The sequence below is a fragment of the Coriobacteriia bacterium genome (assembly GCA_013334745.1).
GTDB lineage: Bacteria > Actinomycetota > Coriobacteriia > Anaerosomatales > JAAXUF01 > JAAXWY01.
Window position 1 is genome coordinate 1 of sequence record JAAXWY010000006.1, and the last position, 23265, is coordinate 23265.

At 64.5% G+C, this 23265-nt stretch carries 14 protein-coding genes and 2 tRNA genes; 11 read left to right on the plus strand and 5 right to left on the minus strand.

All coding sequences use genetic code 11. The annotated features are described in order from the left end of the window. The coding region (locus HGB10_02990; protein NTU70773.1) for a hypothetical protein at window positions 1-544 on the plus strand (544 nt) is incomplete at its 5' end. A gap of 27 nt (window positions 545-571) precedes the next feature. Here the strand turns inward: HGB10_02990 and HGB10_02995 are convergent. After that, a complete protein-coding gene (locus HGB10_02995) occupies window positions 572-3067 on the minus strand; it encodes a M6 family metalloprotease domain-containing protein (GenBank protein ID NTU70774.1) in 2496 nt (831 codons plus the stop codon). A 114-nt stretch (window positions 3068-3181) separates the two neighbouring features. Between HGB10_02995 and HGB10_03000 the strand changes: the two genes are divergently transcribed. Then, a tRNA-Glu gene (locus HGB10_03000) sits at window positions 3182-3257 on the plus strand. Between the two features lie 79 nt (window positions 3258-3336). Here the strand turns inward: HGB10_03000 and HGB10_03005 are convergent. After that, window positions 3337-7158 (minus strand): hypothetical protein, encoded by a 3822-nt coding sequence (locus tag HGB10_03005; protein ID NTU70775.1) that lies wholly within the window; start codon window positions 7156-7158, stop codon window positions 3337-3339. A gap of 245 nt (window positions 7159-7403) precedes the next feature. On the opposite strand from HGB10_03005, the gene HGB10_03010 reads away from it, so the two are divergent. The 6 genes from HGB10_03010 to HGB10_03035 all read left to right on the plus strand — a co-directional run bounded on the left by HGB10_03010 (window position 7404) and on the right by HGB10_03035 (window position 19185). Next, a tRNA-Val gene (locus HGB10_03010) sits at window positions 7404-7478 on the plus strand. A gap of 279 nt (window positions 7479-7757) precedes the next feature. Beyond that, window positions 7758-9428, plus strand: coding sequence for a diguanylate cyclase (locus HGB10_03015; protein ID NTU70776.1), 1671 nt, complete (start codon window positions 7758-7760; stop codon window positions 9426-9428). Window positions 9429-9632: 204 nt separating this feature from the next. After that, complete coding sequence (locus HGB10_03020; protein NTU70777.1) at window positions 9633-12266, plus strand: hypothetical protein; 2634 nt, start codon at window positions 9633-9635, stop codon at window positions 12264-12266. 195 nt (window positions 12267-12461) lie between these two features. After that, the gene (locus tag HGB10_03025; GenBank protein ID NTU70778.1) at window positions 12462-13211 is read left to right on the plus strand and encodes a hypothetical protein; all 750 of its coding nucleotides are present in this window, start codon (window positions 12462-12464) and stop codon (window positions 13209-13211) included. Window positions 13212-13394: 183 nt separating this feature from the next. After that, window positions 13395-17570, plus strand: a complete 4176-nt coding sequence (locus tag HGB10_03030) for a cadherin-like domain-containing protein (GenBank protein ID NTU70779.1) — start codon at window positions 13395-13397, stop codon at window positions 17568-17570. Between the two features lie 142 nt (window positions 17571-17712). Then, window positions 17713-19185: a diguanylate cyclase gene (locus HGB10_03035; GenBank protein ID NTU70780.1), complete on the plus strand. Its 1473-nt coding sequence runs from the start codon at window positions 17713-17715 to the stop codon at window positions 19183-19185. Here HGB10_03035 and HGB10_03040 read toward each other — a convergent pair. Genes HGB10_03040 through HGB10_03050 form a run of 3 tightly spaced genes read right to left on the minus strand, consistent with a single transcriptional unit; the run spans window position 19182 to window position 21475 of the window. Further along, on the minus strand, window positions 19182-19970 hold the full coding sequence (locus HGB10_03040) for a metallophosphoesterase family protein (GenBank protein ID NTU70781.1): 789 nt from the start codon (window positions 19968-19970) through the stop codon (window positions 19182-19184). The genes HGB10_03035 and HGB10_03040 overlap by 4 nt on opposite strands. Before the next feature lie 3 nt (window positions 19971-19973). After that, complete coding sequence (gene arsB, locus HGB10_03045; GenBank protein ID NTU70782.1) at window positions 19974-21131, minus strand: ACR3 family arsenite efflux transporter; 1158 nt, start codon at window positions 21129-21131, stop codon at window positions 19974-19976. Continuing rightward, window positions 21128-21475, minus strand: coding sequence for a helix-turn-helix transcriptional regulator (locus tag HGB10_03050; GenBank protein ID NTU70783.1), 348 nt, complete (start codon window positions 21473-21475; stop codon window positions 21128-21130). The genes arsB and HGB10_03050 overlap by 4 nt, the downstream gene beginning before the upstream one ends. Before the next feature lie 140 nt (window positions 21476-21615). On the opposite strand from HGB10_03050, the gene HGB10_03055 reads away from it, so the two are divergent. The 3 genes from HGB10_03055 (at window position 21616) to HGB10_03065 (ending at window position 23255) form a co-directional block, all read left to right on the plus strand. Next, window positions 21616-21927 (plus strand): winged helix-turn-helix transcriptional regulator, encoded by a 312-nt coding sequence (locus tag HGB10_03055; protein ID NTU70784.1) that lies wholly within the window; start codon window positions 21616-21618, stop codon window positions 21925-21927. Window positions 21928-22018: 91 nt separating this feature from the next. Continuing rightward, window positions 22019-22261, plus strand: coding sequence for a thioredoxin family protein (locus HGB10_03060; GenBank protein ID NTU70785.1), 243 nt, complete (start codon window positions 22019-22021; stop codon window positions 22259-22261). Between the two features lie 25 nt (window positions 22262-22286). Further along, a complete protein-coding gene (locus tag HGB10_03065; GenBank protein ID NTU70786.1) occupies window positions 22287-23255 on the plus strand; it encodes a permease in 969 nt (322 codons plus the stop codon). Window positions 23256-23265 lie beyond the last annotated feature (10 nt).

Consider the following 23265-nt stretch of genomic DNA (forward strand, 5'->3'; position numbering starts at 1 on the left):
GTCCCGTGGACGCGACGTAGGTGGAGTCGGCCGCGACCCATCCGGCCACGCCGTCGTCACGGGACGCTTCTCCTTCGGAGACATCGAGCCGGGTACGTACAAGCTCGAGTTCGCCGACAGCTGGGGCGTGTTCGCCACGACATCCCACGACGGTGAACGGGTGCTCACCTCGGCGCAGCCACTCGCGCTGGCTCCCGGAGAGCGCATGGAGTCGATCCTGCAGGTGATGCCGCTTGTGTCGACGAAGCTGATCGTGCGCCTCACGACGTCAGCGTCCACGCCGAAACGCGGCACCGTCGTGCGGCTGACTGCAAGCATCCGAGACGTCCAGGGGTGGCCGATCGCGAAGCGAACCGTGAAGTTCTACCGGTCGCCCAACGGCCACTCTCGATGGACGCTCGTGTCCGCCCGGCCGTCGAGCGCATGGGGATGGGCGAGCTGCACCGTCCGCCCTGCTCGGACGGCTTACTTCCGGGCGGTGTACACGGACCGGGGCGTTATCCGACGCAGCTCGGTGCACCGTGTGCGGCCGCGCAAGCCGTAGCGCGCCGCGAGGCGACTCGGCGGTGAGTCACTTCACACGGAAGGTGCGATAGCTGCTCGTCGTCGTCACGCCGAGTGAGTCGGTGTACACGACGCTCGACGCCCAGGAGCCCTTCGGCAGCGCTCGCTTCGCGCTCCAGTTCCCAGCGCCCGAGACCGTGACCGTCTGGCTCTTGTAGAAGCGCTTCGCGGTTCCCACGACTCGGTACCACTTCACGACCGCCTTGCGCGCCGTCACCGGCTTCACGGTCCCGGCCACCGAGAACGTGCGGTTGGGTCGCGGCGCGCGAGGGGCGGACGGCCGAGACACAACCGCCTTGACGCCCAGGACGAACGGCTCGCTAGCCGCTTCGCGCAACGCACCCCCGGGACCGGTCGCGATCCGGTAGCGCGCGCTCTTCGCCGGGGCCAGAGCGAACGCGAACTCTCCATCAGCATCCGCATGCGCGATCGTGTCGACGGCGGGCTTCCACTCGCCGGCGACCTGGGTCTGCAGCACGACGGGCTCATCAATAAGCGTGCACGCGACGTCCTCGTTATCGATGCGACCCGCGAGCGTGATCGTGGTGCCTACGGCTGCGGGGAGCGGAACCCGAACAAGCTGGAAGTGCGTCGGCCCGACGACGTGGAACTGCGCGGTGCTGGGTCGCGAGTCGTTACCTTCGAGGTCGGTGCTCCAGTACGTGAGGCTGTGGGGTCCGACCGCCGAGCACACGACAGTCGCGCTCGTGGCGTCGACGCTCAGCGTGGTCTCGCTGTCGATCCGCCACGACACGCTCGCGATGCCGCTTCCGCACGCGTCGTCGGCCGCTGCAACAGAGATCGTGGCCACGTCGGTGTAGGTAGCCAGCGCGTCGCAGGTGGTGTCGGGTGCGGTGACGTCGTGTACGACGAAGCTGACGGTTGTCTGCGACTCGACGTTTCCCGCAAGATCCTCGGACCAGAAGCTCAGCGTATGCGCGCCGCTCTGTGAGGTCTCAACGCGAACGCCCTTTCCCGACGCGCCATCGAGCAGCCAGTCGGTGCGGGCGACGCCGGAGTCCGAGTCGGCCGCCGTCAATGTCACGGCCGCACTGGTCTCGTAGTCCGCGACCGCATCGCTGGTTGTGACAGGAGGCATCGCGTCAGCGCGACCTTCGATGTACACGTCGAACTCCGCCTTGCCATACTCGAACTCGATGTCCGTCACCGTCACGCCGCTTGCAGTGCCGTCGTACCGAGCGCTCGAGGGCAGTCCGCTGGGAGTGAACGTCTTACCCCCTGTCCATGTGTCATGGGCGTAGTACAGGTTGCCGTTCGCGATGTGCCACAGCCCATCCGACTCTTCGGGCGTCAGGAGCTTGTGCGCCGTCGAGGAGTTGTTCCACGCGAAGTTGGTGCCGGCGTCGTTGAGCCGGGAGTCCAGGTGCCAGATCGTGAGCCCGGCATCGGCGAACATGTGGCTGTCGTTGCCGACGTTTCGCCGGTACTCGACCATGAAGCACTCCGAGAAGAGACTCGACGCCGATGCATCCGGCATGACCACGATCGACTCGCCGTCGTTCTCCGCCGGGTTCAGTTCAGTCTCGTAGTCGTCAGTGGTGACGAACGACGGTGTTGACCAGCCGAGCAGCCACTTGCTGAACGCGTTGTGGTCGTACTTGGAGCTGTCCATCATGTCGAAGGCGCCCGTGCCGCCTCTTGGGCCGGTGCCCGTGTCGTAGTCGTAGAGGTCCGGGAGCCCCAGCGCGTGCCCCGTCTCATGGATGCCGGTGACCTGGCTTCCTGCGCTCGGCCACAGCCAGGCGTACGTACCCGGCCGGACTCCATCTGCCGTGAAGGACGTCGCGAACCAGCTGGTCTTGCACGCCCACCAGAACGTGGCCCACTGGCCCTTCGGAGCGGTCCAGTACACCAGCAGGTAGTCGATCGCGCCGTCACCGTTGTTGTCGTAGCGCGAGAGGTCGACCGACTGGCTGTCGATATCCTGAAGCGCCTCGGCGATCAGCGCCTCCCGACCGGCGGCGGTCTGCACGACCTGTGTGGACGGAACCGAGGAGCGGTGCCAGCCGTACGAGTCGATCTGCAGGTCGAGAGCCCCGTACGACGAGCGCTGGTAGTAGCCACACACGCTTTCGTAGGGGAAGTAGGGGTCTGCCGGATCCGACGCCTTGCCGAGCCGAGCCGCCATGGTCGCGGAGGAGATGGTCGCGGGGTAATCGGCGAAGTCGATGCAGACCGCGAGCGCACGCTGGCTTCCCGTGGAGCTCAGTCCGCCGCGCAGCCCACTCGGGGGAGCCGGGAGGCTGTAGACGCCGCGAGCGGCGAGGGTCTTCGCGCGCCACATCGTGACGAGAGAGGGGTCGGTCTTGTCGTTGCCGATGGCCTTCGCATCCGCGATCCGCTCGGCGAGTGTGCCGTCCGCCGCGTACGCCTTGAGCTGGGCCGCCGTCGGCGGTTCGAGCGCAACTGAAGTAGCGGTGGTGGCCAGCAGTGCGGTCATCAGAGCGAAGGCAAAGATCAAGAGTCGGCCAGTGCGCACCATGCTCGGACCCCCCCGGCATAGTAGGGACAGAATCCCCCCGTCCCACTTGCTCCATCGGGTTCCCGAAAACGACGCTTGAGCTCAGGCTTCTTCAGACCTGCTATTCTGTGCAGCGCCCCCATCGTCTAGTGGCCAAGGACGCCGGTCTCTCAGGTCGGAGACGGAGATTCGAATTCTCCTGGGGGCACCAGCTTCTCCATAGATACGTCGAACGGGTGGTCCCTTGCGGGGCCACCCGTTCGCTTTGAGTGCTGAGTGCCGCGTTGCGGCTACGGCGCTATCGCACCCGAGAGGTCGCTCGACACCGACGTGTCGACTCCGGTCCCGAGCACGACGATGGCGGCCGCACCGATGCGAGCCTGATGGTCGTAGTACTGGGTCAGGCCCGCCGGCGTGGTTCCCGTGAAGCGTACGTGGTACGACCCGGCGGGAAGCGACAGCGCGTATGCGCCGCCTGCGCCGGTGAACGTGCCCTTCACGTACGCGTGGGTGGTCGCATCAAACGCGCTCACGACGATGCCGGAGAGCGGCGTGGCGCCGTTCGTGATGACGCCGGTGATCGACTGCGTACCGGGCGCGGCGGGCGCAAGGTCACTTGAGATGGTTCGCGTCTGGCCACCGGTGAGCTCGATGACGGCCGCTGCGGTGATCATCGACTGGTGGTCGTAGTACTGGCTCAGCGAGGCTGGCGTGGTTCCCGTGAAGCGCAGGTGGTAGGAGCCCGCCGGCAGCGTCAGCGAGTATTCGCCGGCCGCGTTGGTGAAGACACCCTTCACATAGGCGTGAGTACCGGCGTCAAATGCGGTGACGACGATGCGATTGAGCGGGCTGGCGCCACTCGTTATGACGCCTTGGATCACTGCGGAGCTTGGCGGAGTGGGCGGGGCGAGGTCGCTCGAGACCGTCCTGACTTCGCTGCCGGCCAACGCCTCGACCGCAGCCGAGGCAATCGTCGACTGGTGGTCGTAGTACTGCGCCAGCGACGACGGCGTGGTGCCGGTGAAGCGCAGATGGTAGGAGCCCGGAGGCAAGACCAGCGAGTACGCGCCTGCGGCGTCTGTGAAGACACCCTTCACGTGAGCATGCGTTGCTGCGTCATATGCGCTTACTACCACGCGATTGAGCGGGGTGGCGCCGTTGGTGATCACTCCCACAAACGACGGGTTGGGCGCGAAGTCCACGTTGATGGAGTGTGCGGCGAGCACGTTCGTGAATGTGTACGACCCACCGGGACTTGCTACCGGTTCACTGTCCACGGTCACCGCGGAGACGTGGTAGCCAGCGGCAGGAGTGAACGTGAAGGTCTGATCCGCACCGGCGGTGGTGATGACCGAGCCGCTCGGGCTGATCGCGCCATTCGCGCCGGCAGTCGCCGAGATGACGTAGGTCGCGACTTCGAAGTTGGCGGTGACGTCGATATCTCCCGTCACGTTCGCGTCGGTACGTGACGCCGTGAGTACGCCGTCAGACCAATCCACGAATCGGTAGCCCTCATCGGGGAACGCGGTCACCTCGGCTCCGCTTGCCAGGTACTCGACAGCCTGTACGTCCGAACCGAGCACCGAGCCATTGGCGCCCGCGCGATACGTGAGCGTGTAGACGTTCTTGGCGAACGTCGCGGCAACCGTGTGGTCCTCGGCCACCGCATTGATCACATACTCATCGCCGACAAGCGACACCGGGGCGCTGTTGTCGGTCACGGATGCCACGTGGTAGCCCGTGTCGGCCGTAACGGTGAAGGTGGCCGTCGCGCCCTCATCGACAGTCGTGACGCCGCTCGGAACGATCGCGCCGTTCGCGCCCGGCGAGGCGGTGAGATTCCAGACCTTGATGAACGTGGCTGCGATCTCGTGATCGGCGGCGACACCAGTGATGACGTACCGACCATTGCCGTCGATCGCGACCGGACCCCCGTTATCGGTCACGACGCCCACGCGGTAGCCCGCGTCCGCGGTGACAGTGAACGTGGCATCTACGCCTTCATGCACAGTCGTCGTGCCTTCGGGCGTGATCGTGCCGTTGGTCGATGGCGCAGCCGTGAGATCCCACGTCTTAACGAAGTAGGCGGCGATGTTGTGATCGGCGGTCACGTTGGTGAAGACGTAACTCATCACGGCGCCGATCGGTGCATCGTCGACGAGCACCGTCTCGATCGCGTATCCGGCGTTCGGGGTGATCGTGAACGTGCTATCGGCACCCGGCTGCACGCTTTGGGCGACGTACGGAGCGATGGAGCCTCCCGGGCCGGCCCAGGGCTGGATGCTGTAGCCAACCGAGTAGTTCGCGACCGCTCCACCGTCGCCCACGACCCAGCCGTTCGTCGCATCAACGAAGCAGACCGCGTTGAGGCTTGAGTTCGATGCCGGGTACTCGGCAGCTGACCATGTGGTGCCACCGTCGGTCGTCGCGAGGACTCCGCCGTCAGTTGCGACGACCCAGCCGTTCGACGCGTCGACGAAGTCGACCCCGGTGAGCGATGCGCCCTCGCCGATGGCGAGCGAAGTCCAGTTCAGGCCGCCATCGGTGGTGCCGATCAGCGCGGGAAGGCCGGAGTTCGAGTCGTAGCCCGCCACCCAGCCCGTCGTGGTGCTCACGAAGTCAACGGAGGTGAAGGTCAGCAGATCGCCGGAGGGCCGCGGCGTCCAGGTCAGCCCGCCGTCAATGGTCTGCAGGATCGTGTCATTCAGCCCGACCGCCCAGCCGTGCAGCGCGTCGGTGAAGCACACGGACGTGAGGTACTCGGTGGTGCCGGAAAGCTGCGCATCCCAGTTGCTGCCGCCATCCGCGGTGACCAGGATCGTTCCCAGGTCACCCACCGCCCATCCGTTCAATTCGTCCACGAAGGCGACTGAACTCAAGAGCGCCGTGGTGCTTGATGTCTGAGTAAGCCAGTTGGCCCCACCATCAGTCGTGCCGAGGATCGTCCCGTTGCCGCCGACAGCCCAGCCGGTTGCGTCGTCCACGAAGTCGACCGACGTGAGGTTCTCGGACGTTGTCGAGTCTTGTGGGGTCAGCGTCTTGCCGCCGTTGGTCGTTGAAAGCACGACGCCGCCGTCACCGACTACCCACCCGCTCGACGAGTCGATGAAGTCGACCGCGGCCAGCCGAGATACGGTGCTCGCCGCCTGTGCGCTCCAGTTCGTTCCGCCGTCGTTGGTGCTCATGACGGTGCTGCCCTCGCCCACAGCCCAGCCATTGTCCACGTCAACGATGCTGACGGAGTAGAGGTTCACCCAGGGTGCGGCGTAGCTCTGCAGGTCCCAGTTCTCTCCGCCGTCGGAGGTGTGCTGGATCGTCCCACTGCCGCCCACGGCCCAGCCGTTGGAGGCGTCGATGAAGTCGACGGAGTTGAGCCAATCAAACGACGCGCCCAACTGCGGGACCCAGTTCGCACCGCCATCCAACGTCGCCAAAACCAGGCCATTGCCACCGACGATCCAGCCGGTCTGGTCATCGACGAAGTCCATCGAGACCATGTACTCAGAGGTGCTTGGCGACTGCGCCACCCAGTTGGCGCCGCCATTGGTCGTGTGCAGAAGCGACCCACCGGAAAGCACCCAACCGTTGGAGGCATCGGTGAACTTCACGGTTCCGTAGTAGTCCAACGTGCCCGATGACTGCGGCAGCCAGTTGTCGCCGCCGTCGGTCGTGTTCAGAATCACGCCTGACGCACCCACGGCCCAGCCGTTGTTGGCGTCGACGAAACAGACCGAATATAGGTCGTACTCCGTGCCGGAAGTCTGCGCAGACCACGTGCCACCGCCGTCGCTCGTGTGAAGGATGACGCCCCCGTTGCCGGTGACCCATCCATCCGTCGAGCCGATGAAGTGGACGTCGGTGAGCCATGTCGCAGTGCCCGAGGACTGGCGTGCCCATGTCGCCCCGCCGTCCTCGGTGTGCAGAATCGCACCGCTCCCGGCTACAGCCCATCCCACCGACTCGTCGGCGAACTGGACGGCATTGAAGGTCTCGGGGTTCTGGTTCGTCCAGCCGGCACCCGCCGACGCGTCGATTGGCAGAGCGCAAAGCGCGGCGACGAACACCCCCAAGACCAGTAGCGAGAACGCGCGCGTACGCCAGCGTTGATACATGGTGGCCCCCAAGCCCTGTTGGGGAGCGTTCCAATCGGACAGGAGCCACGTACGGCCCCCGTCGGCTGGGCGCTCCCATGTCGATATCCCAAGTAGTGCCGACTATACGCCCTTGCTCAAGACGCCGCTTAGCACGGGCGATACACTCCGGATTCACTATCCGGCAGGAGACGCCACACTGCTAGAATGCGTGGAGCACCGGACAGGACGTATCGCCACGCGCGAACGCGTTGGATCTGGGGCGAGGGCGATTAACTCAGCGGGAGAGTGCTTCCTTTACACGGAAGAGGTCGGGGGTTCGAATCCCTCATCGCCCACCAGCAAATTATCGGCAGGCCCGAGATCCAGGAATGGTTCTCTGGCCTGCCGTTCTCGTCTGAAGCGGCGAGGCGTAATGGGTGGTCGGTACGCTCTCGGTGCCCCCCTGGTCGATCTGCCGACAAGGCTTGGGGCTGAAGCGCGACCGCCCCTGTAAGTGCGGATGGTGAGAGCGGGGTGTAGAGTCAGGTCAATCGTCGCGGTCGGGGTGAAGACGCTGACGGCGAATCTGGTCCCTTGGCGATGCCGTCGCCGCCCAGACTAACGGGGAGAGGCGCGGCATGGACCTAGAGCCCACCGCCACGAGCGGGGTACAGGACGGCACGCCGCCCACCGACTTCGAGCGGTTCTGTCGCGGCCACGACGCCGTCATGCTGCTGATGGACGGCGACACTGGCCAGCTACTCGATGCGAGCGACGGAGCTCTTCGCTTCTACGGCTACACGCGGCCGCAGATCAAGTCGATGAGCATCCGCGACATCAATCAACTCTCGCCCGAAGAGGTCGATCTCGAACGGCACAAGGCTCAGGCACAAGAGCGAGCCTACTTCATCTTCCCGCACCGGTTGGCCAGCGGCGAGATCCGCACCGTCGAAGTCCACAGTAGCCCGGTCTCGGTAGGCGGCGACCCAGTGCTGCTCTCGGTGATTCACGACGTGAGCGGCCGCGAGAATGCCGAGAGAGCGGGTGCGAGACTCCAAGCCACGAACGACTCGCTGCTCGATCCTCATGTCAGGCTTGAGGCGGTTCGGGACGAGAGCGGCCTCATCGTCGACTTCGTCTATGTTGAGGCCAACGATGCAGCCTGCATCTACAACGGGTTATCAAGCGATGAGTTGGTCGGCGCCCGACTGCTCGATCTGCTACCTGGCCGCGACGGGACTGGGCTTCTCGACAGATACCGCAGCGTCGTCGAGACGGGTGAGGCGCTGATTCTTGACGACTTCTGCTACGAGCAGGAGCCGGTCGACGGCACAGTGCACGTCTACGATATTCGCGCGGTGAAGGTCGGAGATGGGCTGTCCTACACGTGGCGAGACGTCGGCGAGCGGCACGCAGCCGCAGCCGCCATCATGTTGTCGGAGGAGCACTTTCGCCTCCTCGCCGAGAACTCCTCGGATGCGGTTCTGCTCATCAACGACGACGTCCTTGAATGGGTCTCGCCCGCCATCAAGCAGCTGCTCGGCTGGGATCCGGGCGAGTGGGTTGGACGGAATGCCACGGACTTTGTGCATCCCGACGACAGAGAACAGCGCGAGGTCGATCTGAGCCTGGAATCGGGGGACAGGAAGACATGCCTACGGTTCCGAGTCCGGGCCAAGGACGGCGCGTATCACTGGATCGAGGTCCACACTTCACGTTACGAGCGTACGCTCAGGCATGGCCGTCGGGTCGCTTCATTCCGAACGATCGACGCCGAGGTCGCTGCGGAAGAGGGGCTGCAGCGCAGGGCAGAGATCGACGAACTCACCGGATTGCTAAGTCGCTCGGAGGTCCTCGAACGGCTGCGCGTCGCAACCGAGGCGACACGGCGATCGGGGAGCCGCTGTGCCGTGCTGTTCTGTGACATCGACGATATGAAGGACGCCAACGACACTCATGGCCACAGCGGCGGAGATACTCTGCTGCGCACCTTTGCCGCCCGAATCGGATCGTGTATCCGTCGAGACGATTTCGCGGGCAGGTTCGGTGGTGACGAGATGCTGGTCGTGCTGACAGGGGTTCACGGTTCGCAGGATGCGATGGATATCGCGGACAAGATTCAGCGATGCGTTGCGGAGCGACTCGATCTGGCGAATGGGTACATTGAGCCGTCAGTGAGCATTGGCGTGGCCGTGATCGAGCCGGACGAGGGTGTCGAATCGGCGATTCGACGCGCGGATACGGCGATGTATGAAGCCAAAGCTGCGGGAGGCGGCAGGACCGTCGCAGCGCGAGCGCTGCTCGGCTAGGCAACATCTCGCGTCCTCATCGCCCACCAGCGAGCCCTCGAGCGTCCGTCCCCGAGCACGGGCGGGCGCTCGTTCATTTTCTTGTACTACCCCGTCTAGAAACCGTGAGGCCGGGGAAAGTAGCCATGGGGATGGGGCGCACACAAGCAGCTTTGGCACCGCCGCCGCGCGCCGGTGATCAGGGCATGTCACTGGGAGGCACCCATGCATACTCGCTCACGCCTGTCCCTACTCGCAGTCGCCCTGGTGGTGATCCTCTGTCTATCCGCGACAACTGCATTCGCTGTTGGCGGACCCACTGTGAGCGGCTTCAGTCCGACTCACGGTTCGCCCGGTACGGTGGTCACAGTCACCGGAGTGCGCTACTCCCAGATAGCCGGCGTGACGGCGGTTCATTTCAATGGGACCTCGGCGGTCTTCCAGGTCGACTCGGACACGTCATTGCGCACGTGGGTGCCGGCGGGCGCGACGACCGGCCGCATCGCCGTGACTGGATCGCTCGCCGGAATGACCGCGACGAGCACAAGCGACTTCACGGTCGACAGCACCGGCACCATCGCCGGCACCGTCGAGGACTTCTACGGTGGCTGGCCGATGACGAGGATGGTCGTATCAGTCTTCCGAGCTGACACTCACGCGTTTGTGAAGACCGTGCTGACCGATGTCGCGGGCTACTACCGAGCCGCCAACCTGCCGGTGGGCGACTACCACGTCCGCTACTACAACAACCTCGGCCAGCAGGTCGGCTCCTTCCCGTACTGGACCGACGCAAAGAACATCAGCACCGCCGGCACGGTCACCGTGGCCTCCGGAAGCGAGATAACGGCGGACCAGAAGCTCAAGTGGATTCCCACCGTGTCCGGCTTCAGCCCGAGTGACGCGGCGCCGGGCGAGACGATCATGATTTCGGGTTCGCACTTCGACTACGGCACCAACGGCGTGACCATCGGTGGCTTGTCGGCGATGTTTGACATAGTCGATGACAACACGATCACCGCGACCGTCCCGGAGGCCGCTGTAAGCGGCAAGGTCACCGTAAGCAACATGGCCGGTACCGGAACGAGCGCCGACACGCTGAACATCACCGCACCGGTGATCACATCGTTCACTCCGGCCAGCGGCACACCCGGCACACACGTCGTCCTCACCGGCCGCAACTTCTTCAACATCCGTGGCGTGACGTTCAACGGTACGGCTGCCGAGTACACAGTGGACACCGACACGCAGATCACTGCGGTCGTTCCGGCTGGCGCGACAACCGGCCGCATCGCGGTCACCAGCCAGTCCGGCACCCGCGAGAGCGGCACCGACTTCACGGTCGTGAGCCTTCCGGGCACGGTGTACTCGCTCCTGCCGTATGGCGATTACAACGGCATGACGACGGACACATCTCCCGAGAACTTCTTCCTGCTGAACTTCGGCGCTGGGCGGACCGACAGCTACTACACGACCACCGACTCCGAAGGCTGGGGCAAGTACTGGAGCGACTGGTGGTTCAGCCGCTTCGAGATCAGCATCGGGCGTCATGACGCGAACATGGTCGTCCACTCGTTCCAGGTCAAGAACGCCGGCGGTCCCACGACGCTGTCGGTCACGACTACCGACCGTTTCGGCGGGACCCGACTCCAGTCATTCAACATCGAGGGCGGGATCACCACGGTCGAGCTCGACCCCGAGTCATCCGATGAGCGCAAGGTCGAGATCGTGTTCGCCGATAGCAGCAACCTGAGCTTCAACAACTTCCGCATCGAGACTTCGTGGCGCGATGTCGGTCCGCAGCCCGTCTACGGCACCGTCGTCGGTGGCGGCACAGGCCTTAACCGTGCCGTCGTCACCGCGTTCGACGCCGAGACACACGCGATGATCAAGGGCACCTTCACGGACTCGGACGGCGACTTCGCAATGACTTTGCCGCAGGGCAACTATCACATCCGCTACACCGCGAGCGGTTGGCCGATTCGCTACTCGGCGCAGGCAGGCTCGTTAGGCGACGCCGCAGTCGTCGAGATCTGGAACGCTCCGCAGGAGTGCGACGCGGATCTGACTCCGGTCGAGGCGCCTACCATCTCGAGCTTCGACGTCACATCCGGGCCGGTCGGCACATGGCCCGTCACCGTGACCGGAACCGGCTTCACCACTGCCACCTCGGTCAAGCTCAACGGAACCACGTGCTACTTCGCCGTGGACAGCGACACATCGCTGCGCATGTACGTCGAGCCGGGTTGCACCACAGGCAAGATCACAATCACGACTCCTGGCGGCATGGCCACGAGCGCCAGCAGTTTCGTTGTGATTCCGGAGCCGGTCGCCACCAACACAACACCGCTTGAGGCCCCGCCGGGCACCACCGTCATCATCACCGGCCAGTACTTCACGGGGGCGACGAGTGTGTCGTTCAACCTCATCGAGGCGAACTACACCGTCGTCAACGACGGCAAGATCGTCGTCACCGTGCCGGCCGGCGACGCAAGCGGTTTGATCCGCGTCTACACGCCAGGCGGCGTCTGCGCGGCGGGACTCTTCACGGCCGTCACGACACAGGGCGTCAGCGGCGTAATCTCGAGTGATGAAGGTCCGCTCAATCGGGTTGTCGTATCGCTGTTCAACGCCGAGACCCATGCCTATGTGAAGGGCATCTTCACCGCAGCGGACGGCTCGTACTCTCTGACGGGCATTCCGGCTGGCGCCTATCACGTGCGCTTCACCGGTACGACGCCTGCCAACCTTACTCAGTACTTCGACCATCAACGGCGCATCGTGAACGCGGACGTCGTCACTGTCGCGGCGGGCGAGATGACACCAGTCAGCTCGAACCTGTCGGGAGCGGTCGCTCCGTAGCTGGTCGCCTCATGACAACCTGAACCGTCCGCCCTTGCGGCGGGCGCTTCGGGTTGTCCGTGGCCAGTCACCGCCCATCACGAATGTGTGGCTCGAGAAGCGGAATGCTGCTGCGGGGAGTTTGCACACTCCCGTCAGAGGGTACGTCACGATGCGATGAGTGTTTCGCAGATCCGCTTACGCGAAGGAGGAGACGTGAAGAAGAGGGTATCGCTCGTTTTCGCACTCGCACTACTGCTGTGTCTGGCATTGCCGGTGGCTGCACTGGCTCTGGGGACCGTCTCGGTCACGGGAATCGCCTCTACCCATACGCTTTCCAAGGGCGCCGCTCTTGCCGAGACGGGCAAGCTGGTCGGAGATCCCTCCGCTTCGAACTGGGATCGCCACGTCAAGGTGCGCGTTCAGCGCCTCGTCGGTGACGAGTGGGTCACGCTCAAGAGCGTCGTCCCGTCCCCCAACGGCACGTTCAAGTTCAGCCTGGCGGCTCCGGTTCCCGGCAGCTACCGCGTCCGATTCCCGGGATGCGAACACTATGCGGCCAAGAACCGCAACTTCAAGCTGAAGTGGGACCCCGCGCTCTCCATCAGCACGCCGAGCTTCTACCCCGGAACGATGCTGTTCGCTCGCGGCTTCTACTGGTTCAACCTGCAGGCTCACATCGAGAGCACCGTTCCGGCGAAATACCTTAAGACCGGCTCGCTCGCGCTGCGCAGCTACGCAAGCACCGACGGCGTGACGTTCACGCAGGTCTACACCTCGCCCAACGGCACGACCTTCCGTGGATCAAACGAGATCACGGCCGCGCCGATTCCGGTACCGGAGACCGATCCGGCCGATGGCATGACGGTGTATCGATACTTCCGTGTCCGCGCCACGTGGTCCGGCAACGGCTACACCGGCTCAGACACCGTCCTGTCGCCGACCTTCGACATGCGGCCGCTGTAGCCGCCAGCGCGACGAACGACGCAACGGCGCCTGCATCGCGAGCGATCGCGGTGCAGGCGCTTCTCTATGGCGCGGCGCCCGCGCAATCGACGCGCATGCGGCATCGGCCTCCAGTAGGGCGCAAACTGCACGGAGATGGGAATACATCACGAGGGGGTAACACCGACATACGGGGGGTCATCCATGTTTGCTCGGCGTCGAGCTCTGGTTCTTCTGTGCGTGTTCGCGTGCCTCGCGCTCGCAGTCCCGTCCGTTGCCCACGCGGCGATCGGAGCCAGACCCGTCATCGGCTCATCGCCCGCTGCGAATGCAGGCTGGGTACCGTCGTCGATGCCCGTTCTGAACTGGGACGCAGCCATCGACTGGGGCTTCGCACGCGGTGAGGTGTATGACACTCCCGGGCAAGCACGCGGGATCGACATCGTCGGCACGACGGCATACGTCGCCGATGCCAATGCCGGTCTGCGCATTCTTGATGTGAGCGATCCCAATGCGGTCACAGTGCTGGGCACGCTCGACACATCAGGCAGTGCTCAGTCGGTGCAGGTCGTGGGGACGACCGCGTACGTTGCAGACGGCGCGTCTGGACTTGCAATCATCAATGTCTCGAATCCTGCCGCACCGACTCTGCTCGGTAAGTTCACGAATGCGCCCGACGCTATCGATGTAGACATGAACGGGACCAAGGCCCTGGTGACGATGCTGGGCTCCGGATTCCGAATCGTCGATGTCAGCAATCCGGCAGCCACATCGATGCTCGGGTCATACACCGTGACCGGAGGCGGCTTCTGGGCGTACTCGGCCGCTTGGAGCGGCGACACCGTGTGCCTTGCATGCGCTACCGGGGTACGCCTGATCGATGCGACGAATCCCGGGGAGATGATCACGCAGGCGACGTACATATTGGCCGGGGCAAAAGCGATCGACGTCGCGGATGGGTACGCCTATGTGGGCACCGGCAACACGAATCTGACGTGCATCTCGGTGTCCAACCCGGCCAGCCCTGCGCTGTGCGATGCGGTGAGCACTCCGTACCCCGTGTCGGGCGTGCGTGTAGCGGGCGGCACCGCCTATGCCGTGGGCGGCTACAACAGCGGGGTGTGCGGTGTCGACGTGAGGGATGCAGCGAACCTCACAGTGATCGGTTCCGCCGTCACGCCGGGCACCGGTTACGACACCGCAGTCTGTGGTGACACCGTGTACGTGGCGAGCTTCGAAGACGGCGTGGTGACGGTCAACATGGCGGTCAAGTCGCCGCCTGAGCGAATCGGGGCATGCGTTCCCGGCTCGGGCAACTACGACGTCGCCGTGTGGGACGACCTCGCCTTCCTCGCTTCCTATAGCGAGGGGCTAAGCGTCGTCGATGTGAGTGACCCGACTGCACCCGGTGTGGCGGGCTCACTTCTTACAAGTGCGTCGGCGTACGCGGTTGAGGCGGTTGGCTCGCGAGCCTACCTGGTCGGCCCCAGTTTGGGGCTCACCATCGTCGATGCGAGCACGCCCTCGGCGCCGCACCTGCTCGGAAGCTTCTCGGACGGCGGGTGGGACGTCGCCGTTGCAGGCACGACCGCTTATGTGGCGTGCGACACGGCCGGTCTTGAGGTCGTGGATGTGAGCAATTCTGCGGCGCCGTCGCTGATGGGATTCTGCTCCCTAGATGGAACCTACGGCGACGGTCGCGCGATCGGTGTGGCCATCTCGGGGACCACCGTTTACCTCGCATGCGAAGAGGCGGGTCTGCAGATCTTCGACGTGTCGGATCCGGAGTTGCCGCACTTCCTCGGTAAGTGCGATACGCCCGGCTTCGCGTCCTCTGTGGCTGTCGCAGGCTCCTACGCGTACGTTGCCGACGCAGACGGCGGTCTCCAGATCATCAACGTCGTCAACCCGGCTGCACCTGTGGTCGCCGCGACCTACCTGCCGCCAGACACGGGCGAGCCGACACCGTGCTGGTTCACGTCGGTATCCGTGCGAAACGGGTTCGTCTCCGCGACCGACATCATCAGTGGCTTGCAGGTCATCGACGTTGCGAATCCGCTCGCGCCCGTTCTAATCGGTTCAGCGGCGTCACAGGGCCCCGGGTACGGCGTGGCGACGCTCGGCACCAACGCGTTTGTCGCCAACGAGACCGGCGAGCTCGAGGTCTTCGACATCCACATGCCTGTCGAGTACGCGTACCGGGTGGCGCTCGACGGCGTCCCGTCGCCGCACGCCCCCATGGGCTCCCAACCGGCGACTCTGCCGATCGGAGTTGCCGACGGAACCAGGTATTTCTACATGGTGCGCGCCGGGGTCGGCGCGAGCTGGTCGAGCGAGACGGTACAGGAGATATTCTTCGACTCGACGAGACCCTCCGCGACGATCTCCATCGCAGGCGGTGCGCAGGCGACCGCCAGCAGCGAGGTGACCGTTGGTCTCTCGGCGACTGACGCCGCCAGCGGTGTGTCGAGGATGAACGTGAGCGCAGACTCGGCGTTCAATGCCGAGAGCCGCGAGGCGTTCGCGACAAGCAAGTCGGTCACGCTCTTTGGCGATGACGGCACGAAGACCGTGATGGCGAAGATATACGACGTCGCAGGCAACTCGACCATCGCCAGCGACACGATCTTCCTCGATAGCACCACGCCGTCGGCCACCGTCGTTATCGCCGGTGGAGCATCCATGACCACCACACGCTCCGTCACCATCGCGATCACGGGATCGGACCCTTCGAGCCGGGTGACTTCGATGTCCGTCTCCACCGACGGCACCTTCGACTCCGAGCCGTGGGAGTCGTTCTCGACAAGCAAGTCGGTGACGCTTCCGGTCACTGACGGAACGAAGACCGTCTGGCTGAAGGTCCGCGATATCGCGGGGAATGCGACCACCGTATCCGACACGATCCTGCTCGATGCGACCGCCCCGACCGTGGGGGTCTCGATCGCAGACGGTGCAGCTGCCACGGCAACACGGTCCGTCACCGTCGCGATCTCGGCATCGGATTCGGGCAGCGGTGTGACGTCGATGTCGGTTTCAACCGACGGCGTCTTCGATGCAGAGCCCGTTGAGGCCTTCGCCGCCAGCAAGTCGGTGACGCTGCCGATCGTGGATGGCGCCAAGACCGTCTGGGTCAAGGTGGCCGACGCGGTGGGCAACTCTCGCACGGCGACCGACACCATCGTCCTGGACACCACCGCGCCGACGGCCGGAGTCGTGATCGCCTCGGGCGCATCGGTCACGACCACGCGGGTGGTTGCACTTGCCATCTCGGGTGCTGACAGCGGCAGCAGCGTGACATCGATGGCGGTCTGCACGGATGGCGTTCTCGACGCCGAGCCGTGGCAGACGTACTCGACCAGCGGATCGGCCGCACTGGCGAGCGGCGACGGCACCAAGACCGTACTTGTCGCGTTGCGGGACGGCGTGGGGAACTCGTCAGTCGCAAGCGACTCGATCGTCCTCAACACCGAGGCGCCCGTTGCGGTGGGCGACGCAGCCGACACAACCGAAGGCCAGGACGTGGTGGTGGCTGCACCGGGTGTGCTAGCCAACGACACGGACTCGCTGGGGGCGAGCCTGAGCGCGACTCTGGCGGCGGCACCTGCATCCGGCACAGTCGCGCTCAACGTTGATGGCTCGTACACCTACACCCCTGACGCCGGGTTCGTGGGGATGGACACCTTCACCTATCGCGCAGGCGACGGGCAGCTCTTCTCGGAGCAGGCGACCGTCACCGTTACCGTCTTCCCGACTCCAGACCCCAGCAGCATCGTCGTCGGGGTGCTGTCCAAGACCCTGTCGGCCTACGGATCAAGTTACGTCGTGACGGGAACACTGCTCACAGACGGCGCCCCGCTTGCCGAGAAACGCGTCGTGCTCCAGTCCGCGAGCAGCGCAACAGGCCCCTTTGGCCCGCTTTCCACTGGGGCGACGACAACGGCATCGGGAGCTTTCGTGATGCCGGCGGTGAAACCGGCCACCAAGACCTGGTACCGCGTCGTGTTCGCGGGCGAAACGGGAGCGTTCGCGGCGTGCGAGAGCTCGGTCGTCGCGGTCACGCCTCGCGCCAAGCTGTGGAATCCGGTCGCGCCGAGCAAGATGAAGCGCAACAAGTCCACGAGCGTCTATGCGGTCATCGCCCCTCGGCACGTGGCGGGCAAGTACGCCCTGCGCATCTACAAGTACCGCTGGACCGGCAAGACGTGGAAGTACTACGGCTACTCGAGCGCGAAGGCGGCGAACACCGCCGCAGGCTCGAAGTGCACTGCGAGCGTGAAGCTGACGGTGCGCGGCAGATGGCGTCTGCGCGCCGAGCACCCGGCCGACGCCGGGCACGCGCTTAGCAGGTCGTCCGGGTACGACTACGTCACCGTTCCGTAAGCCACGAGACCTCCACCGCGCCTGCATCGCGAGCAATTGCGGTGCAGGCGCTCTGGTGCGCGGCCGTGTCGCCGGTCACGGCGCAGGTTAGAACCGCAGTTTGGGCGGAAATGAACGATATGGAGGCAATAAGGGGGGTGGCATGATGGACGGCCGGAGGGCATCGGCGGGGCAAACTGCCGCCCGCGAGTCCGTCTCGCTCGCCGACTGCATCGATTCGCGGGAAGTCCAGACGCTCATGGACGACTTCTACGCGCTCACCTCACTACCCATTGGCCTGATCGATCTCAACGGTGAGGTCTTGGTGGGAACCGGTTGGCAGGACGTGTGTACGAAGTTCCATCGGGTACACCCGGCGACTCGGGCACGCTGCCTTGAGAGCGACCTGGTCCTGACTCAAGGAGTGCCCAAGGGAGAGTGCCGCTCCTACAAGTGCGAGAACGGCATGAGAGATATCGTCACCCCGCTCTACCTCGGCGACGATCACGTAGCCAACATCTTCGTCGGGCAGTTCGTGTACGACGACGAAGAGATCGACTTCAACTTCTTCGAGAAGCAGGCTGAGCTCTACGACTTCGATCGGGCGTCGTATCTTGCGGCGGTGCAGGCCATCCCGCGTTTCTCGAGGCCGACGGTCGATCGGCTCATGCGTTTCTACGCGACGCTTGCTCAGATGCTGGCCGAAGTCGGCAAGACGAACATGATGCTGGCCGAGACGGCCGATGAGCTCGGTCGGGCCCACACGCGTCTGAGCGAGACCGAGGCGCGCGACCGTGCCGTGGCGGCGAACACGCCGGATCATGTGGTGGTCCAAGACGCCGACCTCCGTTACACCGCGGTGGTGAATCCGCAGCTCGGCCTCACTCAAGACCAGATGATCGGGTTCCGGGACGAGGACATCCTCGATGCGGATTCGGCCGCCGGGCTCACGGCACTGAAGAGCCAGGTGCTGGCCACGGGAGAGACACTCAAAGTCGACCTTGAGCTGCCGAATCTGGAGGGCAGCATGGAGTACTTCGACGGCACCTACGTGCCCTATATCAACGATCAGGGCGTGCCGATCGGGGTGATCGGCTACTTCAGAAACGTGACGGAGCTACGGCAGCTTCAGGCCGAAATGACCCGCTTGGCGAGAACGGATGACCTCACCGGAATCGCGAACCGTCGAGAGTTCCTTCGGGTCGCCGAGAACGAACTGGCTCGCAGCGTGCGGCATGGCCACCAAATGGCGATAGCCATGGCCGATATGGACCACCTCAAGCAGATAAACGACACCTATGGTCACAAGGTCGGCGATAAAGCGCTGCGGAACACCGCAGACGTGCTGACGACGCACGTCAGGGAGGGCGACCTCGTCGCCAGACTCGGCGGTGATGAGTTCGTGGTTCTGATGCCCGAGACCGATCTTGTCGGAGCGCAGCAGCTCGTCGGCAGGCTTCAGGAGCTGCTCGCCGCCGCACCGTTACGCGTGAGTGACGTCGAGCTGACTCTGTCGTTCTGCGCCGGAGTCACCGCGCTCGCCGAGGTGGAGCCCACGGTTGATGCGCTGATGAGCCTCAGCGATCGGCGCCTGTGCGACGCCAAACACGAGAAGCAGCAGGCGGCACTGCCCTAGGCTTCGAGCAACGCCTCGGCGAGTCGATCGGGCAGCCCCGCCGCGCGAACCGCCGTGGCGACAGCGGCCACGTCGTACTCGACGCGATGGAACCGCGCGGCCACCCACGCGCCGCCCGCGCACTCGGCGGAGGTGTCGTTCGGTGCCGCAGCGTCGACCTCATCGGCGGTGCCGATCACGATCTCGGCCCAGCACGCGCGCGGGTCGCCGTCCTTGGGCTTGCCCACACTGCCGTCGCTGATGAAGTGCGCGATGCGTCCCGACTCGCCGCGGACCGTGCGGTGGTAGGGGATGTGGATGTGCCCGAAGCAGACGAGGTCGGCGTCGGCCTCCTCGGCAAGTCGTGCGAGATGCGCCTCCGGCCTGTCGAGCAGCAGGTACTCGTTGATCCGCCGAGGAGAACCGTGGACGAGTAGCACCCGCACGCCCTCGGCCTCGAAGCGGATCTCATCGCGCAGGCCTGCGATGTAGGCGTGCTCGTCGTCGGTGAGCGCCGCATCGGTGAACGCGTAGCTCGCCTCGCCATCGGACTTCGCCTCGGGTGTCCCGTAGTAGCAGCCGCAGCTGCCCGCGCGCTTGCCCACGCCGTCGTCGTAGTTGCCGCGGATGACCGGGTCGCCGGTCGCCTGCACTCGGGCGATGACCCCGGGTGAGTCCGGGCCGTAGCCCACGAGGTCGCCGAGGCAGTAGCGCTCTGTCAGGCCGGTCTGATCGATGTCGGCAAGCACCGCATCGAGGGCGACCGAGTTACCGTGGATGTCGCTGTACAGCGCGAATCGGCGCATGGATCAGCCCTCCGTCGACTCGCGCAGCATCTGGCTTGCGAGACACTCGCCTTCGACCTCATCAGCCATTTCGAGCAGGTCGACCCCGGTGGGTGCCGGCTCGTCGGCGAAGTACTTCGTGCGGAAGGCGAGTGCGACGTTCACCAAGCCGATGAGCACGGGCACCTCGACGAGCGGACCGATGACCGCTGCGAACGCCTGCTGGCTCTCCAGCCCGAAGACGGCGACGCACACCGCGATGGCGAGCTCGAAGTTGTTCGAGCCGGCCGTGAAGGCGAGTGTGGTGGTTTTGGCGTAGCGCAGGCCGATCGCCTTGGCGATGAAGAACGTCACGAAGAACATGATCGCGAAGTACGCGAGCATGGGTGCCGCGACCTTGAGCACGTCGAACGGCAGCTGCACGATCACGTCGCCCTTGAGCGAGAACATCGCGAAGATCGTGAGCAGTAGCGCCACCAGCGTGACCGGTCCCACGCGCGGCACGAAGACCGTCTCGTACCAGGCCTTGCCCTTCAGTGCGATGAGCCCGAAGCGCGACGCGATGCCCGCGAAGAACGGGACGCCGAGGTAGATGAGCACGGTGACCGCGATCTGTCCCACGGAGATGTCGACGATGCTGCCCGGAACACCGAACAGCGGCGGCAGCACGGTCACGAACACCCACGCGTACAGCCCGAAGAACAGGATCTGCATCACCGAGTTGATCGCAACGAGGCCGGCAGCGAACTCTGTGTCGCCATCGGCTAGGCCGTTCCACACGATGACCATCGCGATACACGGGGCGATGCCGATGATGATCAGCCCGACCATGTAGTTGTAGTACTCGGGGAAGATCTTCGCCGCACCCACCGCGAGCAGGAACATCACAGTCGGCGCGACGATCCAGTTCATCAGCATCGCAAGCGACAACGCCTTCTTGTCGCGCATTGCCGCGGGCAGTTCCTCGTACCGGACCTTCGCGAGCGCCGGGTACATCATCGCGATGAGTCCGATGGCGATGGGGATGTTCGTGGTCGAACCACCAACGGTCATGCCGCCGATGAACCCGGGGATCGCGGGAATCAGCGCACCTGCGCCGACTCCCAGTCCCATCGCGAGGAAGATCCACAGCGTGAGGTAGCGGTCGAGAAACGACAGCTTCTTGGAGACGGACGGGCTCATCGGCAGGTTCCGTTCTTCTCGGCGGGGGAGGAGCACGACGGGGTGGATGTTGCGATGTCTGAGAGCGATGCAGCGAGTTCCGCGAGCGGATCGACGGTCACGCAGTAGACCATGCTCGTTCCGACCGGCGTGGCGTGCACGATGCCGGCTTCCTTGAGGACGCGCAGATGCTCGGAGATTGTCGATTGGGCGAGCGGGATGCCCGAGAAGATCTCGGCGCCCGAGCATTCGGACTGCTCCGCGAGCATGCGCACGATCGCGATGCGCGCAGGGTGCGAGAGCGCCTTGGCGATCTCGGCGAGGCGGTCGGCGCTCAGGAGTGTATGCGTGGATTCATCGTTCATCGTAGATGGACGATAACAGCCCGCTTCGGAAGAGGCAAGCCCATGACTGGACGCGGTCCATCACGCGGTCGGTTCCTTGCGGTTCTTGGGGCACCGTGGTTAACTGTTCGAAGATATTCGAACTAGTTGGAGTGGTGCAGATGGTCTCGCAAGCGGCGCATGTCGAGGTGGACGAGGTGTTCAAGGCGCTTGCCTCCGAACATCGTCGCAAGATCCTGAGGATGCTGAGCGAGGCGAGCCCGGAGGCAGGGAAGACGTGTTGCGCGGCCGATGAGGTCTGCGCCTGCAAGCTCACGGAACGGCTGGGTCTGGCCCCTTCGACCATCTCTCACCACATGTCGGTGCTGCGCAAGGCCGGCCTGGTCGATGCTCGCAAGGATGGGCTTTGGACGTACTACACGCTTCGACGTGACGTGCTCGACGAGGCCGCGATGGAACTGAAGCGTCTTTAGTAGGTTGGTGGGGCCGACGCGCGGTCGGCCCACTTCTTTGGTCATATAGTTCGAAGAAGTTCGACGTAATCGTTCGCTCAAGGAGGCAGAAATGGTCATCAAGGTACTGGGTTCAGGATGCGCGTCGTGCCACAAGCTCGAAGATTTGGCCGTAAAGGCGGTTGCGGAACTGGGATTGGACGCCGAGGTCGTCAAGGTCACCGACATCGCCGAGATCATGGGATACGGCGTCATGTCCACGCCCGCGCTCGTCATCGATGAGCAGCTGAAGGTCGCCGGCCGCGTTCCTTCCTACGAGGACATTCTGGGGCTTGTTCAGCGCTCTGCCAGCTAGTCCGTAACGCGACCGGAGGCCCCTGATGGATCCGTTCTACCCGCTGCAACTACTCTCCGACTGGCTGACCTATACGGTGTTAGGCCTGTCGCCTGCCAGCAAGCTGGGCATGTCCGTGAACTTCTTCCTCTTCGACGTGCCCAAGGTCCTCATCCTGCTCGCCGTCGTCATCTTCTTCGTTGCGATCATCCGGTCGTTCTTTCCCCCCGAGAAGACGCGCAAGTTGCTTTCGCATTCGAACCTCTACGGGGGCAACGTACTCGCGGCGCTGCTTGGCATAGTGACGCCGTTTTGCTCGTGCTCCGCGGTGCCGCTGTTCATCGGATTCGTGGAAAGCGGCGTCCCGTTGGGCGTCACGTTCTCGTTTCTGGTCGCCAGCCCGATGATCAACGAGGTCGCGATCATCCTGCTCGGCGGGATGTTCGGTTGGAAGATAGCCCTGCTCTACATCGTCTCAGGGCTCTTCATCGCGATAACGAGCGGCATCATCATCGGCAAGTTGGGGCTCGAGAGCTGGGTGGAGGAGTACGTGTACGAGATCCGGATGGGCGACGCCGGCGAACTCCCCGAGCAGACGTGGAACGAGCGGCTGCGGTACGCCGTGTCCTACGTGGGTGAGATCGTGGGCAAGGTCTGGCCCTACGTCGTGGGCGGCATCGCGGTCGGCGCGGTCATGCACGGCTACATCCCGGACGACTTCCTTGCGCGCTATGCGGGTGCGAGCAACCCGTTTGCGGTGCCGATCGCGGTGGTGGTCGGCGTTCCGCTCTACAGCAATGCTGCCGGAGTCGTCCCGCTCATCGGAGTGCTCACCCAAAAGGGCGTCTCGATCGGCACTTCGCTCGCATTCATGATGGCGGTGGTGGGACTTTCGCTTCCCGAGGCGATCATTCTGCGCAAGGTGTTGAAGCCCAAGCTCATTGCCGTGTACTTCGGGGTGAATGCGGTCGGTATCATCGCAATCGGTTATCTATTCAACGCGATTCTGCGGTAGGGGAGGCGAA